Origin of the sequence: Streptosporangium lutulentum, assembly GCF_030811455.1 — a bacterium.
Lineage (GTDB): Bacteria > Actinomycetota > Actinomycetes > Streptosporangiales > Streptosporangiaceae > Streptosporangium > Streptosporangium lutulentum.
This window is the reverse complement of record NZ_JAUSQU010000001.1, coordinates 4,448,311-4,463,272: the sequence shown is the minus strand read 5'-3', so window position 1 is coordinate 4,463,272 and position 14,962 is coordinate 4,448,311. Positions and strand designations below refer to the sequence as shown.

The 14,962-nt window shown below is 69.7% G+C and carries 12 protein-coding genes; 7 read left to right on the top strand and 5 right to left on the bottom strand.

Annotated elements, in window-relative coordinates:
• Positions 1 to 125: 125 nt before the first annotated feature.
• From J2853_RS19890 to J2853_RS19875, 4 genes are all read left to right on the top strand, one after another.
• Entirely contained in the window at positions 126 to 416 is a 291-nt protein-coding gene (locus J2853_RS19890) for a hypothetical protein (RefSeq protein ID WP_307560073.1), read from the top strand.
• Positions 417 to 1,270: 854 nt separating this feature from the next.
• On the top strand, positions 1,271 to 3,799 hold the full coding sequence (locus J2853_RS19885) for an MFS transporter (protein ID WP_307560070.1): 2,529 nt from the start codon (positions 1,271 to 1,273) through the stop codon (positions 3,797 to 3,799).
• A 189-nt stretch (positions 3,800 to 3,988) separates the two neighbouring features.
• Entirely contained in the window at positions 3,989 to 4,786 is a 798-nt protein-coding gene (locus tag J2853_RS19880; protein ID WP_307560068.1) for a YceI family protein, read from the top strand.
• Positions 4,787 to 4,844: 58 nt separating this feature from the next.
• Positions 4,845 to 5,327: a MarR family winged helix-turn-helix transcriptional regulator gene (locus tag J2853_RS19875; protein ID WP_307560066.1), complete on the top strand. Its 483-nt coding sequence runs from the start codon at positions 4,845 to 4,847 to the stop codon at positions 5,325 to 5,327.
• Between the two features lie 122 nt (positions 5,328 to 5,449).
• On the opposite strand, the gene J2853_RS19870 is transcribed toward J2853_RS19875, so the two are convergent.
• The 3 genes from J2853_RS19870 to J2853_RS19860 all read right to left on the bottom strand — a co-directional run bounded on the left by J2853_RS19870 (position 5,450) and on the right by J2853_RS19860 (position 10,195).
• Positions 5,450 to 5,641: a hypothetical protein gene (locus tag J2853_RS19870; RefSeq protein WP_307560065.1), complete on the bottom strand. Its 192-nt coding sequence runs from the start codon at positions 5,639 to 5,641 to the stop codon at positions 5,450 to 5,452.
• A 357-nt stretch (positions 5,642 to 5,998) separates the two neighbouring features.
• On the bottom strand, positions 5,999 to 8,470 hold the full coding sequence (locus J2853_RS19865; RefSeq protein WP_307560063.1) for a family 20 glycosylhydrolase: 2,472 nt from the start codon (positions 8,468 to 8,470) through the stop codon (positions 5,999 to 6,001).
• Positions 8,471 to 9,454: 984 nt separating this feature from the next.
• On the bottom strand, positions 9,455 to 10,195 hold the full coding sequence (locus tag J2853_RS19860; protein ID WP_307560061.1) for a LysR substrate-binding domain-containing protein: 741 nt from the start codon (positions 10,193 to 10,195) through the stop codon (positions 9,455 to 9,457).
• A 55-nt stretch (positions 10,196 to 10,250) separates the two neighbouring features.
• On the opposite strand from J2853_RS19860, the gene J2853_RS19855 reads away from it, so the two are divergent.
• On the top strand, positions 10,251 to 10,622 hold the full coding sequence (locus tag J2853_RS19855; protein WP_307560059.1) for a DUF5997 family protein: 372 nt from the start codon (positions 10,251 to 10,253) through the stop codon (positions 10,620 to 10,622).
• Positions 10,623 to 10,660: 38 nt separating this feature from the next.
• Here the strand turns inward: J2853_RS19855 and J2853_RS19850 are convergent, their stop codons facing one another.
• Entirely contained in the window at positions 10,661 to 11,608 is a 948-nt protein-coding gene (locus J2853_RS19850) for an alpha/beta fold hydrolase (RefSeq protein ID WP_307560058.1), read from the bottom strand.
• Between the two features lie 229 nt (positions 11,609 to 11,837).
• Here J2853_RS19850 and J2853_RS19845 point away from each other — a divergent pair, with 229 nt between their 5' ends.
• Entirely contained in the window at positions 11,838 to 12,809 is a 972-nt protein-coding gene (locus J2853_RS19845) for a zinc-binding dehydrogenase (protein ID WP_307560056.1), read from the top strand.
• A gap of 96 nt (positions 12,810 to 12,905) precedes the next feature.
• Here the strand turns inward: J2853_RS19845 and J2853_RS19840 are convergent, their stop codons facing one another.
• The gene (locus J2853_RS19840; RefSeq protein WP_307560054.1) at positions 12,906 to 13,829 is read right to left on the bottom strand and encodes a LacI family DNA-binding transcriptional regulator; all 924 of its coding nucleotides are present in this window, start codon (positions 13,827 to 13,829) and stop codon (positions 12,906 to 12,908) included.
• A gap of 95 nt (positions 13,830 to 13,924) precedes the next feature.
• Between J2853_RS19840 and J2853_RS19835 the strand changes: the two genes are divergently transcribed.
• Positions 13,925 to 14,938, top strand: coding sequence for a zinc-dependent alcohol dehydrogenase (locus J2853_RS19835; RefSeq protein ID WP_307560051.1), 1,014 nt, complete (start codon positions 13,925 to 13,927; stop codon positions 14,936 to 14,938).
• The last annotated feature ends 24 nt before the right edge of the window (positions 14,939 to 14,962 follow it).

Here is a 14,962-nt window from a genome sequence, read left to right as displayed (position 1 = left end):
AGTACTCTCACCGGCTGTGCTTCTGGCGGGAGCCTCCGAAGGGCGTACCGGGCACCGTCGGCCGCTTTCGCCTTCAACTCGTCGTACGCGGGTCCCCGCGTGGTGGCGTTCGGTCCGTAGGAGACGTGAAGCCACGCGAATACTTCTTCCCCCATGACGACATCGGGCTGACCGGCCGGTGCCACCTCAACGGTGACCTCGGCCCAGTGGGGCCTTCCCCTTACGTAACGAGCCAGCCTGAAGGTCGCTTTCATATGCGGAAGGTACTGGCTATCGGCAATGTGCCGCAGGATGGGCGGGTCAAGGCATTTCGGCTTCTGACCGCTTTTCTGGCCATGTCGCTCGACGGCCGTTCCGTGTGCGGGGTGACCACGGAAGAGTACGCCGTTTGGGTTGTGGCTCGATCCTTCGAATGATCGCTCCGTGGCTCCGGGTAGTTCCAACGGATTGATCACGTGACGATCCGGTCCATGGCTTCGGCTCCGTCGAGCAGCACCGGGCGGAGTTGCTTGCGGTAGACGGCTTCGGTCATGGCGGTGCCGCTGTGACCGAGGAGACGGGCGACGCCTTCCAGGAGTACGCCGGAGTCGGAGAGCAGAGAGACGGCTCACCCTGACTTCCTCCAGGTGGACCCCGCGGTCCTCGTTCGGCGCAGGGCCGGTGGCCAGTGATGTCCGCCACATCGTCGCCTCGCCGGAGCGGGCCGTACTCGGCCTCGGACGCCGAGCGGCCGAAGAAGATCGCCTCCCGGTCACGCCCCTCTCAAATCTGACCCGCCGGCGGCGCTGCGGCGATGTGACCAGGGGTGGAGCAGCGGACGGCCGGTCCCGGACGGGCGCCGCCGTCGACCGGAGAGCAGGCTCTCCGGCGTCCGCACCGCCGGGGTGCCGGGAGGCGATGGCCACAAGATCGGACAAAAAGTCATATACCCCCCACAAAGTTGCCTGAGGCAAGCATATATATTGCATCGGGCAGCCAGATGGAGGTGCCGACCCCACGGTCTCCGGGAGGAGTTGCTTGTCCGGCCGAAGAGCGCCTTCGTGGTGCTCAAGACCGGCGCAGCCGCAGCTCAGCCCCCTCCGGCTCAGGTCCGACGCTCCTCCTGACAGGTCGATCGGTCGGTAACCGGCAGGCATGCGCCCGCCCTGGAAGCACGAGGCCAGGCCCCCCGCCGCTCCAACCCCCCGCCAGGCTCCAGGCGAGCTTCGACGCTCGCCTCTGCCCGTCTGGAGCATCCCTCACGCACGGCCCGAACAGTGAAAGGAATTCGATGACAACCGCAGTATCGGCCGAAGCCCAGGAGGCTCCACCTGGCTCGGCCGTCCCGATGACGCATCGGCAGGTCCTGGAAGCGCTGTCGGGGCTACTGCTCGGTCTCTTCGTGGCCATCCTGTCCGCGACCGTCGTGTCGAACGCGCTGCCTACGATCATCGCCGATCTACACGCGACCGAGGCCACCTACTCCTGGGTCATCACCGCCGAACTGCTCGCCACCACGGTCACCACCCCCATCTGGGGCAAGCTCGCCGACCTGGTGAGCAAGAAGGTCCTCGTCCAGCTCGGCCTGATCATCTACGTGGTCGGCTCGGCGCTCGGCGGTCTGGCCCCCAACGCGGGGTTGCTCATCAGCGCCCGGGTCATCCAGGGCATCGGCGTGGGCGGTCTCACCGCCCTGGTCCAGGTGATCATGGCGGCGATGATCTCGCCGCGGGAACGCGGCCGGTACTCCGGCTACATCGGCGCGGTCTTCGCCCTCGCCACCGTCGCGGGCCCGCTGATCGGCGGCGTCATCGTGGACACCGACTGGCTCGGCTGGCGGTGGTGCTTCTACGTGGGCCTGCCCTTCGCCGTCATCGCGCTGATCGTGCTGCAGAGGACCCTCCGCCTCCCCGTGGTCAAGCGAGAGGTCTCGATCGACTGGACCGGCGCCGTACTGTTCTCCGCGGCGACCTCGCTCCTCCTGATCTGGGTCTCCTTCGCCGGCAGCAAGTACGACTGGCTCTCCTGGCAGACCGGTGCGATGGTCGGCGGCTCGGTGGTCCTCGCCCTGCTCTTCGTCTTCGTGGAGCTCCGGGCGAAGGAGCCGCTCGTGCCGATGCGCCTGTTCGCCCACCGGGCGATCAGCCTGTCGGTGGTGGCCAGCCTGCTCGTCGGTATCGGCATGTACGGCGTCACGACGTTCCTCAGCCAGTACTTCCAGCTCGCCCGGGGCGAGTCGCCCACGATGGCCGGCATCATGACCCTGCCGCTGATCTTCGGTCTGGCATTGACGTCGGCCATCGTGGGACAGATCATCACCCGCACCGGCCGCTGGAAGATCTTCCTCATCATCGGCGGCATCTGCCTGACGGCCGGGTTCGTCCTCGCCGGCATGCTGCGGTTCGACACCGATTACTGGCAGATCGCGATCTACATGTTCCTCATCGGCGCGGGCGTCGGCATGACGATGCAGAACCTCGTCCTGGCCGTGCAGAACCAGGTCCGGACGCAGGACCTCGGCGCGGCCAGCTCCGTCGTCGTGTTCTTCCGCACGCTCGGCGGCACGGCCGGCGTCGCCGCGCTCGGCGCCGTCCTGGCCAACCGCGTCGCCGTCTACACCAGCGACGGCCTGACCAAGCTGGGCCTGCCCGGCTCCGGTGGCGGCGACGGCACCATCCCGGTGCTGTCCGAGCTGCCCCCTCCGGTGCGGGAGGTCGTGAAGAGCGCCTTCGGCCACGGCGTCGGAGACATCTTCCTGTACGCCGCGCCGCTGGCACTGCTCTCCCTGATCGTGGTGCTGTTCATCAAGGAGGTCCCGCTGCGCAGCTCAGCCACCGACGCGCCCGCCACCGACGCGGGCACCCCCTCGGACAGCGGCACGATGGCCGGCCGCCACGCCCAGGGCCACCCGAGGGAACTGGTCTCCGTGGGCGCCGGTCACCAGAACGGCAACGGCCAGGTCGATGCCCAGAGGATGCTCAACGGCCCCACCACCGCGCCGCTCCGCGTCCCGAACATGGCGTACGCGTCGGCGGGCGCCACCGATCCGCAGGACCTCGGCGGCGGCAGCGGAATCCGCGGCTTCATCCGGGGCTCCGACGGCACGCCGGTGAACCAGGCGGCCCTCACCCTGATCGACGTGCGCGGCCAACAGGTCGGACGTACGGTCACGCAGGCCGACGGCTCGTACAGCGTGCGAACCCCGGTGGGCGGCACGTACGTGCTGATCGCCTCGACCCCCCAGCACGACCCGCAGGTCGCGACCCTGGCCGTCGGCGACCAGCCGCTGGATTTCGACCTGATCCTGGCCAGCTCGGGCAAGCTCACCGGCACCGTGCGCGACGCGGACGGCAGGGCCGTCGCCCAGGCGATGGTCATCGTCACCGACGTGCGCGGCGAGTTGGTCACCAGGGGCGCCACCCTCGACGACGGCACCTTCGTCTTCAGCGGCGTCGTCGCCGGCACGTACACCATCGCGGTCAGCGCCGGGGCCTACCGTCCGACGGCGGTACCGGTCGAGGTCGGCACCGGACACACCACCCAGGACGTCGTCCTCCAGGCCGGCGCCCGGCTGCACGGCACCATCCGCGTCCAGAACAGCGTCCGCCCGCTCGCCGACGCCCGGGTCACACTTCTCGACACCGCCGGCAACGTCGTCGGCACGGCGACCACCGGCGAAGACGGCGAGTACGCGTTCGCCGACCTCACCAGCGGCCAGTACACCGTCATCGCCACCGGCTACCCACCCGTGGCCAGTGCCATCAACCTGGCAGGGCAGGACAGCGACGACCACGACCTCTGGCTCGGCCACGCCGAATGATCCCAGGTACACCGGACCGCCTCCCCGCCCGTGAGCGTTCACGCCCGCGGACGGGGAGCGGCCCGGAGCGGCCCACAACGGCCCCGTCCCGGCGCAGCCGTCCCAGTTGAAGTGAAAGCAGGAACGTCCATGTACACAGGCCCTCAAACCTCGGAAAGCACGCGTTCAGGGCCGCACGGCCTGCACGCCGTGGTGCGCACGAAAGACGGCTGGGCGGTACAGCACGCGGTCATCACCGCGACCGACGGGTTCGGCAACCAAGTGGTGCGGGCCGAGGCGGACGCCGAAGGCACAGTGGTCACCGCCCCGCTCGTGCCCGGCGTCTACACCGCCGTCGTCACCGCGGTCGGTTACACGCCCGTCGCCTTCACCGCCATAGCGACCGCCTCCGGCACCGCCGAGCTGGGCACCATCGTGCTCACGCGGCAGGGCGGCGTGGAACTGCCGCCGCCCGGCGTGTGGACTATCGACCCCGCCCACTCCAAGGTCGCCGCCACCGCGCAGCACCTCGGACTGTCCAGCGTGCACGGCCGTTTCGCTCGTTTCCGCGGCCGCATGGAGATCGGCACGGTCGCCGAGGCGTCCCGTGTCGTCGCCGAGATCGATGCCGCGTCGATCGACACCGGCAATTCCACGCGCGACGACCACCTGCGCTCGGCCGACTTCCTCAACGTCGCCACGCATCCGACGATCTTCTATCGGAGCACCGGGCTGTCCGCGGCGGGACCGGACCGGTGGACGCTGCGCGGAGACCTCAACATGGCCGGGATAACCCGGACGGTGGACCTCGACCTGAGCTATCTCGGCACCAGCCCCGACCCGTGGGGCGGCCTGCGGGCCGCGTTCCGCGCGACCACCGAGCTGCACCGGGAGCACTTCGCGATGAACTACAACCAGGTGGTGCAGGCGGGCATCTCCCTGATCGGAGCCACCTTGAAGGTCGAACTCGACATCCAGGCGGTCCAAGGGGAACTCCCGCCGTCCTGACCGTCCACGCGGCCAACCCCAAGAATCGACGCCGAACCGGTAAGGAGGGAGGAGCACGATGACCGAGACAGCGGCGATCGCCTCCAGCGAGGAGTTCGAAGCCTACTGCGCGGTCGAGCACCAGCTCGGCGTGCTCTTCCGGCGTTCCCGCGCGCTGTCCGCCGAGATAGGCCGCGCGGTGCACCCCGGGCTGGAGGCCGGTGCCTACAGTCTGCTGGTGCGCATCTGCGAGGTCGCTCCGGCACGTTCCACCGACCTGGCCGCCTACTTCGGCGTCGGCAAGGCGACCATCAGCCGCCAGTTGAAGGTGTTGCAGGAGCTGGGGCTGATCGAGCGCGAGCCCGACCCGGTGGACGGCCGCGCCCACCTGCTGGATCTCACCGACGAGGGGCGGCAGCGGCTCGATCGCGCCAGGTCCGGCCGCAGGCAGCGCTTCCACGCGCTCCTGGCCACCTGGCCGACGGAGGACGTCCGGCTGGTCGGCAGGATGCTCGCCCGCTTCAACGCCCTCGCCGGCGCGCTCGGCGACCCGTACGCCTGAACAGGATCCGCCCTGACCACGGGGGAGAAGCGGTGGCGTTCGGGCAGGTAAAACTCATGATCACAGTTCGTCGCACCTGTGACTCATGATCCCCGGCCCTCCGGAGGCGGCCCCGCACCGACTTACAGATCCACGCCTCTGCCGGGGTTGTCCGGCGTGAGCCACGCGAAGACGACGCTGCCGAAGTTCACCAACATGGTGTGCGGAGCCTGGACTCCGGTTTCGGAGACCTGGAGCTGAATCACCGAACCCTCCTTCATCCACGCCGCCACATCGTCCTCGGTGGGCATGTTGCCGTGCAGACGCAGCATCATGGTGTGAGGTTCGCCGGCCATCCGGAGATGAAGCTCGCATGTGTGCTCACTGTTGGCCATGGTTCGCCGTCCGAGTGAAGTAGATCCACGAAGTGACTGTCGGTTACTTCGAGCCTACGCGCGTCGCGTTCCCGGCGAGAAGATCGATGGCTACGCCCTGGAGGATCATGGGGACGCGATCACTCACCTCCGCGAGTGCTGTGGCGCCTTCCCGCGTCGGGAGGAGCCACCTTCCGGGCCCACGGCGCCCGTGCCTGACCGGTCACGGCGGCCCTCCCCGTCTCACGAATGCGGGAGGACCGCCGTGACCGGCGTTCACCGACCGGGCTTGACGCCTCGGCCGGTCGTTTCGTCCGTCTACAGCCTGGCGCACTGCCCCGATTTCGGGCCGGACGCGGTGTTGGGCCGGCCGGCGTCGCTCGGCGCGGGGGAGTTCCCCGCGCACGACAGCGGGCCGCGCACCTCGGACCCGGACGCGTAAAGCCCGGCACCCGTACGCACGGTCACGGGCCCGGTGATCGTCGCCTCATCGAGGCACGTGACACCCGAGGAGACGGTCAACGGGCCGGAGTGGGGCCCGGTGATCGTCTTCGTGCAGGACGGGACGCCGGTCGCCGTGAACGGCACGACCCAGGTCTGGTCCCGGTGACTGTAGGTGACGGTTCCGTGGTACACCTGGTCCGCCGGATAGGTGTGGCTCCCGCTGACCGACATCAGGCTTCGCCCCTGCCGCTGGCTCGCCACGTAATCGCGTCCCGCGACGCCGGTCGGCTCCGCCGGGGAGCCGTCGCCCCAGTCGATCACGGCCGTGACCTCACTGGGCGGAATCGAACCGGCGGCCATACGCGCCAGGGGTGCGTCACGCAGGGTCCTGTCCACGCCGAAACGGGCGACCGTCCCCATCGCCGCCGTGCCCCAGGTGACCTGGGATACGGTCCCGTAGTTCACGTTCGCGAACGCCCACCGGGGTCCGGCCACGCTGAGCCGCTGCCGATACGCGTCGTAGTCCTGGGTGAGCGCTTTGGGCGACCAGGCCTTTTCGAGGATCCCGGCCAGCCGCGGGAAGACCATGTACTCGTTCGTGGCCGGCCCACGCAGCTGCTCGCCCCAGATGGGCGCCTCGATACCGAGGACGTCCTCCGCCTTCGGCCCGCCGTAGGCGGGTTGCGCCCAGACCGACCGGTACTTTTCGTACACCCACTCCGGGTCCCACGAGTAGGACTGGAGCAGTTCCGTCCGCGGCGTCCTGCCGGGGGATCCGTCATATCCGAAGTCGAGATAGGCGTTGTATTCCGGGGTCACGATGACGTCCCGGCCCTGGTTGAACCACTCGGGCTTGATGAGAGCGGGCCCACCGCCGGTGTAGTCGGACCAGTAATGGTTGATGGAGGTGGAATTCGGTGCGTATCCCTCCAGCGCTGGGTTCCAGCCCATCAACCGCTTGCCGTTGTCGTTGACGATGATCTCCATCTGCCGGATCCACCACTTGTAGTCCTCGTGGAGCATCCCGATGGCCTCGTCCCCGCCGATGTGGAGGATGGGTGAGGGAGAGATCGCGGCAAGCTGTGCGATCGCGTCTCTCCAGAACGCGAGGGCCCGCGCGCTGGCCGGGTCGTTCGGATCGGTGCAGAACCGGTCGTTCTGGGTCTGGCCTTGGCAACCCATGACCGCGCGGCCGCCCAGGGCCGTGACCGCCGCCGTGGCATGGGCCGGACCCTCCAGTTCGGGGACGATCTCGATGAACCGATCGGCCGCGTACGTGACCAGGCCCTTGAAGTCCTCTTGCGTGTAGAAACCCGCGAGGCAGTTCGCTCCGTTGCACCCGGTGCCGTCCAGCGCAGGGTAGCCCTTGATCTCCAGACGCCAGGACTGGCTGTCGGTCAGGTGCAGGTGCAGCCGGTCGCCCTTCAACGCCGCCAGTTGATCGATCATGGACCTTACCTCGGCCACCGTCAGGAAGTTGCGGGCAGGGTCGAGCTGGAGACCTCGATGCGCATAACGCGGATAGTCCACCACCGTTATGGGCTGTGCCGTCCACGGCCCCACGCCGGCGGAAGGCGAGTGGATCGCCGCCGGCAACAACTGCCGAAGGGTCTGAAAGCCGTTGAACAGGCCGTGCGCCTTCGGGGCCACGACGCTCACGCCCGTACGTGACACCGTGAGGGAGTAGCCTTCGGCCGCGGCGCTCTCGTTGCCCTGTGGAAGGCCGGGCACCGGCGCGAGGGTGAGGGCGATGTCGGCGGCGGTGGCGGAACCTGTCACCACGGGGAGTTCGTACCCGGTGGCCGGCCGCAGGTAGCCCGCAAGAATCTCCGCCGTGGCGGCGAGGCCACCGCCGGAGACCACGACCCGGGACTCGGCCGTGAGCTCCCACGGCTGACCGGTGCCGGGCGTCTGCCGCACCGGCACGGGAATGATGTGACCCACGACCGGCGCCGGCTTGGGGCCGGACCACACCTCGAACTCGTTGATCGTGTATCCGGTCGTGGAATTCGTGGCCAGGGCCTGCATCCGGACGCAGGAGATCGGGTCCTTGCGATCGATCACCTGCGAATCCCTGTCGCTCGGATTCACCACGTGGGCGACCGTTGACCACGTCTGACAGCCGGCGTCCGTGGAGACCTGCAGGTCGTACTCCGTCGGCTTGGCCGGCGACGTCCAGCGGCTGAACACCTCGTGGACCGGGGCGGGCTCGGCCAGCTTGACCTGGAACCAGTCCTGAGCCGGGTCATAGCCGTTCCCGACCGACGCGTAGTTCGAGGTCCAACCGTTGTGGACGAAGACGTCGACGGCGTTGGCGGGCGCGTACGTCGCATCGGGCCTGGTCATACGTTGAGACTTGGCGGAGGCGACCGCTCCCGGCAGGAGGGCGAGATTGACGCTCTCGGCCGCGGCGCTCGTCGAAACCGGGAGAGGAACGATCCGGGGCGATGCCGCCGCGGTCGACGCCCTGTCGGCCTGTGCGGTGTTCGCCGTGACACCGGTGAGGGATGTGGCGAGGAGGGCACCGGTGGTCAAAGCGGAGATCGCGCGGGCCCGAGGCCGCCGACGTGCGCCACGGTCCCTCCTCCGCTCGCGCTTCGCCGATAGGAACGAGATCTTCACGTCAATCCTTGAATCGGGGTACCGCATACCTCCAGCACGGACCGCGTTCGGGCATTGATCGGACATGTCCGGCGAACCCGCTCGACGCTGCAGCTTCCTGACGGGGTGGTGGGGGAGTTCACACGGCCAGGGGATCGACCGCCCCGGCGATCTTCTTGCTCATCTCGCTTACCGCCTTGCTGTTGAGGGTGGCTGGTCTATACCGGTTGGCGGCCTTGGGCGGTTGATAAATCCCTTATGTAGGGATCTCAGGCTGTCAGGGTAAACAGAAGTTAAAGCCTGATCTATACGGCTCTATATCGGATTCGCAACAACAACGGCCGTTGCCGCGGCCGGTCTATACCGGGCGGGCGACGTCGACGGCGTCTCGGAAGTGAGCCGGAACTCGACGGACGGGGCCGCCGACCGGGGGATCGGACGCGGCGAACCCGAGGGACACCATGGGTTCAGGGCGATCCGGGCAAGGAGAACGGCGGCCTTGCCGACGTCCGCCGATCCCTCGGCGTCCCGGCACGGAGCCGCACGATCCCGTCACCGGCGAGGTCGTCGCCGAGCGGACACGGCGGGTGCTGTGCGACCTCAGCGCCTTGCCCGCCGCCCGTGGCCTCGGCGGGTGCTGTGCGACCTCAGTGCCTTGTTCGCCGCCCGTGGCCTCGGCTTCTCCGACCATCGTCGGGGTGACGGCGCGTCTTCACACCTGCCCGCGGGTCACCGAGGCCGGTGGCCCTTTTTGTTACGGCCGGCCGGCGTGGCCCGGCGGCCGGAGCCGTTCTGCGCGGGTTTTTGCGCCTGCCTCTGCGCCTGCCGCTGTGCCGGTTTCTTCGCGGGGGAGTCGGGGGTACGGCCCCGCGAGCTGTTCACCGTACGGCCGCGGACGATGCCGATGAAATCCTCCACCAGGTCGGTGGTCGCGTCCGCGGGCCAGGCCAGCGCGACCTGAGACTGCGGCCCGTCCGGCACCGGCCGGTAAGTGAGATCCCTGCGGTGGTGGAGGCGTGCCAGCGACTGCGGAACCAGGAGGATCCCCGCGCCGGTCGCCACCAGCTCGACCGCGTCCGCCGTTGTGGCCGGGCGGGTGAACGCGGGCAGCCCGGGCCGGACCGTCCACTCGACGGTGTCGTCCAGAGGATGGAACACCTCGTCGTCGGCGAGGTCGGCGACGGCCACCTCGTCGGCGGCGGCCACCGCGTGGTCCTTGGGCGCCACGACCACCGTGGTCTCCGCGTAGAGAGGAATCACGCTGAGCCCGTCCCTGTCGACCGGCAGCCTGACGAATCCGGCGTCGGCGCCGCCGTTCCGCAGGAGTCCCACCACCTCGGCCGCGGGGACCGCGACCAGGGCGATCGGCACGCCGGGCATTCTCTCGGTCCAGACGCTGACCCATTTCGCGGGCGTTACCCCGGGCACGTACGCCAGTCGAAACACCCTGCCGGTCTCTCCATCAGTCACGTCCTCAGGGTACCGATGTCAAGGGAACCCGTTTCGGCTGACTACTCTTGACGCCATGACCTCGCCCAAGCCGAAGACCGTCCAGACGATGAAGGCCGTGACCGCGGCCAAGAAGCTGGGCGTCCCCTTCTCGGCCACTCCCGCCGAGTTCCAGGCAAGTTTCGTCTCCAGGGACGAGCTGAACGAGCTGCAGTCGACGCCACCCGCCTGGCTCGCCGACCTGCGCCGCAACGGCCCGCACACCAAGCAGGTCATCGCCGCGAAGCTCAAGGTCTCCGTCGCCGGCCTGCTCAGAGGCGGAATCACCGGACCGCTCACCACCGCTGAGATCGACGCTCTGAAAGCGGAGAACCCGGCGTGGCTGGAGCGCGAGCAGTCCGTCCAGGTCGAGGCCCGTAAAGAAGCACTCCGCCTCAAGCAGCGCTGAACAGCTTTTGCCGGTCCGGGCACGGGCGGCGGAGCGGTTCAGGTGGGCAGGGACGCGAGCCAGCCGGTCAGGATCTGGTTGACCTCATGGGCGCGTTCCTGCTGGATCCAGTGGCCGCAACCGTCGAGGAGATGAGAGGAGACGAGTCCGGGCAGAGTGACGGAGTAGGCGTCGATCGCGTCGGTCAGCCAGGTGGTGGAGGCGTCCAGGGCGCCGCCGATGAACACCGACGGCGCGGCGATGGGGGCCGCGTCCCAAGGAGCGAGGTCTTCCCAGTCCCGGTCCATGTTCCGGTAGCGGTTGAGTGCCGCGCTCATGCCGGTGCGTTCGAATTCTCCGGCGTAGACGTCCAGGTCGTCCTGACTGAGCCAGAACGGCAGCGGGCCGGTGGGGAACCGCTCGCGGAGCGTGCCGCCGCGGGTGGCGAAATGAGGGTCGGGCATGCCGGAGGCGGGCATGGTGTCGCCGGAGAGCGCGGCGTAGAACCCGGCCAGCCAGCCGCGGACGTCCGGTTCGATCTCGGCCTCGGCCCGGCCGGGCTTCTGGAAGTAGCTGACGTAGAACTCCTCCTCGCCGCCCATCCGGGCGAAGACCTCGCTGGGCCGGGGCCCGCCCCTCGGTGCGTAGGGGACGCTCAGCAGCCCGACCGCGGTGAACACCTCCGGCCGGACCAGGGCGCTGTTGGCGGCGATGTTCGACCCCCAGTCGTGACCGATGATGATCGCGGTCTCCTCGCCGAGGGCGTGCACCACCGCGACGTTGTCCTCGATCAGTTCCAGCATCCGGTAGGCCGCCACCCCCTCCGGCTTGGACGAGCGGCCGTATCCGCGCACGTCCACGGCCACCGTCCGGTATCCGGCCGCGGCCAACGCCGCCAGTTGGTGGCGCCAGGAGTACCAGGACTCCGGAAACCCGTGCACCAACAGCACCAGCGGCCCGGTGCCCTGCTCCACCAGATGGGTCCGGCCCGCCGGGGAAGGAACCATACGGTGTGTTTCCCCGGCCTGAACTGCCCGCGACATGAATCCCCCTGAATCGAAGTGCTTCGCTCCATCATGAGATCGGGGCCCGGAAACCCGCGAAACCCGTTGCCGGTTCGGCAACGACCTTCGACCCGCCCGTCCCCGCCGAGATCAGCTTGACCTCGACCGCGGTTGAGGTTGAAGACTTCTCTGCGCCGGTGTCGGACAAGGTGAGCGCAGGGGAGCGGTTGACGTGCGAGTGGTGTGGGCGACGCGGTTCGGAGGTCCCGAGGTGCTGGTTCCGGGCGAGGCGCCGGATCTGGTCGCCGGACCGGGACAGGTGGTGGTCGACGTAGCGGTCGCGGGCGTCACGTTCGTCGAGACGCAGATCCGGCGTGGTACCGACCGGTGGCACAGCAGGCCCGCGCTGCCGTACGTGCCGGGCGGTACGGTGGCCGGCCGGGTGCGTTCGGTGGGGGAGGGCGTGGATCCGAGCTGGTCCGGACGGCGCGTCATCGCCGATGTCGGGGAGACCGGCGGATTCGCCGAGCGTGCGGTGGCCGTCGTGGAGAACCTGATCCCGGTGCCGGAAGGGCTGGGGCTGCCCGAGGCCACCGCCCTGCACACCGACGGCAGCACCGCGCTGGGGCTGGTCGAGGGAGCTCGGATCCTGCCCGGGGAGTGGGTGCTGGTCGAGGCGGCGGGCGGCGGTGTCGGGACCCTGCTGGTGCAGCTGGCTCGGGCGGCCGGTGCCAGGGTCGTCGGAGCCGCGCGCGGCGCGCGGAAGCTGGACCTGGTCCGCGACCTGGGTGCGGATGCCGTGGCCGACTACTCCGATCCGGACTGGGCGGAGCGGGTACGCGAGGCGACCGGCGGCGCGGGTCCCGACGTGGTGTTCGACGGGGTCGGCGGAGAGATCGGCCAGGCCGCGTTCGAGGTGGCGGCGGACGGCGGTCGCTTCTCCGTCCACGGCGCTTCCAGCGGTGAGGTCACGGTGATCGATCCTGCTCAGGCGCGACGGCGCGGAGTCGAGGTGATCGGGATCGAGCAGCTCTTCGGCTTCGGGCCGAAGATGCGGGGGTGGGCCGAGCGGGTGATGTCGGAGGCGGCGGCGGGCCGGATCAGGCCGATCATCGGGCAGACCTTCCCCCTGGAGCGCGCCGCGGACGCGCACGCCGCGATCGAGTCGCGCGGTGCCCTGGGCAAGACCCTGCTCCTGATCTGACGGGGTTCCGGGGCGGGGCTCCCCGTGGTCAGGGGCGTCCCGGCCGGGGGACGGTTCGCTCGCCGGTGTTCGCCGGGCCCGGCGGGCGAACCCGGCTCAGGCCGAGGCGCGCTGGATCACGCGTGCGGGCGCCGGCATGGAGTCGCCCGCCGGCAGCCCCAGCGCGGCGCGGGCGGTGCGCCGGCCGTAGGCCCGGGCGTCGATGTGCACGGTGGTGAGCGCCGGCCGCCAGAGCGACCCGTGCCGGGTGTCGTCGAAGCCGATGACCGCGAGGTCTCGCGGGGCGGTCAGGCCGAGGTCCGCCATCGCCGCGAGCACGCCGAGCGCCAGGTCGTCGGTGAGCGCGGCCACCGCGCTGATGGGCGCGTCGCGGGTCACCGCCCGCAGATCCGGCGCGGTGGCGCCGGTCTCGTCCACGGGGAGCGACCGCGGCTCCGGCATGCCGAGCTCGCGGGCCGCCGCGCGGACGTGCCCGTCCAGCAGCGCCATGATCGGGTCGGGCCGGGTGGGTACCGCGGTCGCGATCACGAGGTGGCCGCGCGAGCGCAGGTAGGAGACCTGGGTCATGGCGTGGGCGGCGAGGCCGTCGATCCAGCCGCCGTCGGCGACGTCCCGGTCCGGCCGGGAGTAAAGCGCGGGCAGGTCGATGACGGCCCGTGGCGAGACGGCGTCGAGGACGGTGCGGGTGGACGCGCGGGACCGGTCGCCGTAGGAGACGAGCAGCCCGTGCCCGGCCGCGGAGAGTTCTTCGTCGAGGCCGTCGATGAAACTCTCCAGGCTGTGGCCGCGGGGTAGGCCGCCGGCTTCGAGCACGACGATCCGGGACGCGCCTTCGCGTAGCGCCCGGGCGATGGAGTGGGGCACGTAGCCGAGGTCCTCGGCGGCGCGGCGTACCCGTTCGCGGGTGGTCTCGGGGATGGTCTGGTCGGCCGTGTCGTTCAGCACGAAGCTCACGGTGGTCCGCGAGACCCCGCTCGCCTGGGCGACGTCTCGCATGGTCGCGCGCCCCGTGCCCGGCATCGACGGCACCTCCTCAAACTCTTCTCCCACGTGTACGCTACCGCATCAGGCAACTAACACGATTTAGTGATCGTTGGTGACTACGGAGGATGTCGATGAAGACGGTGATGGTCACAGGGCCGGGACAGACGGCGGTGCTCGACGTGGAGCGCCCCGAGATCGGGCCGCGCGACGTTCTGGTGAAGATGCGGGCCTGCGGCATCTGCGGCTCCGACGGTTTCTACATCGCGATCGGAGGCATCCCGCCGCGGCAGGGCGCCACGCCGCTGGGACACGAGCCGGCCGGCGAGGTCGCCGAGGTGGGCGCGGAGGTGGAGGGGCTGGAGGTGGGCGACCATGTCGTGCTCAACCCCATGGCGGCCGGCGACGGCATCATCGGCAGCGGCGGCGCGCAGGGCGGCCTGTCGGAGTACGTCGCGGTCAGGGACGCGAAGGTCGGCACCCACCTGGTCACCGTCCCGAAGGAGATCCCGTTCCCCGTCGTGGCGCTGAACGAGCCGATGGCGGTCGCCCGGCACGCGGTCAACCGTACCCGGCCCAAGGCCGGCGACAAGGTCGTCGTCTTCGGCGCGGGTCCCATCGGCCTCGGCGCGGCGATCGGCTACAAGCTCCGCGGCGCCCATGTCGTGGTCGTCGACATCGTTCCCAACCGCCTGGACAAGGCACTCAAGATCGGCGCCGACGCGGTGATCAATTCCGCCGAGGAGGATGTCGCCAAGCGGCTGATCGAGCTGCACGGCCAGGCGCCCCCGAGCTTCGCCCAGGGCGAGCGGTCCGGCACGGACATCTACCTCGACGCCGCCGGCGCCCCCGTGGTGATCCAGACGGTGACGGCCACGGCCCGGCAGGGTGCCACGCTCGGTATCGTGGCCGTGCACAAGAAGCCGGTCGAGCTGGACTTCGGCTCGATCCTCACCACCGAGCTGACCATTGTGCTCTCCATGGGCTACCCCACCGAGATCTTCGAGGTCACCCGCGACATCGCCGAGAACTGGGAGAAGTACGCGCTCATCGTCAGCGACACCATCCCGTTCGCGCAGGCCGAGCGCGCCCTCACCCTCGCCTCCACCCCCGGCGCCGCGGAGAAGGTCGTGGTCACCTTCGACTGACGGCCGTCCGCCGCGGACCCGGGC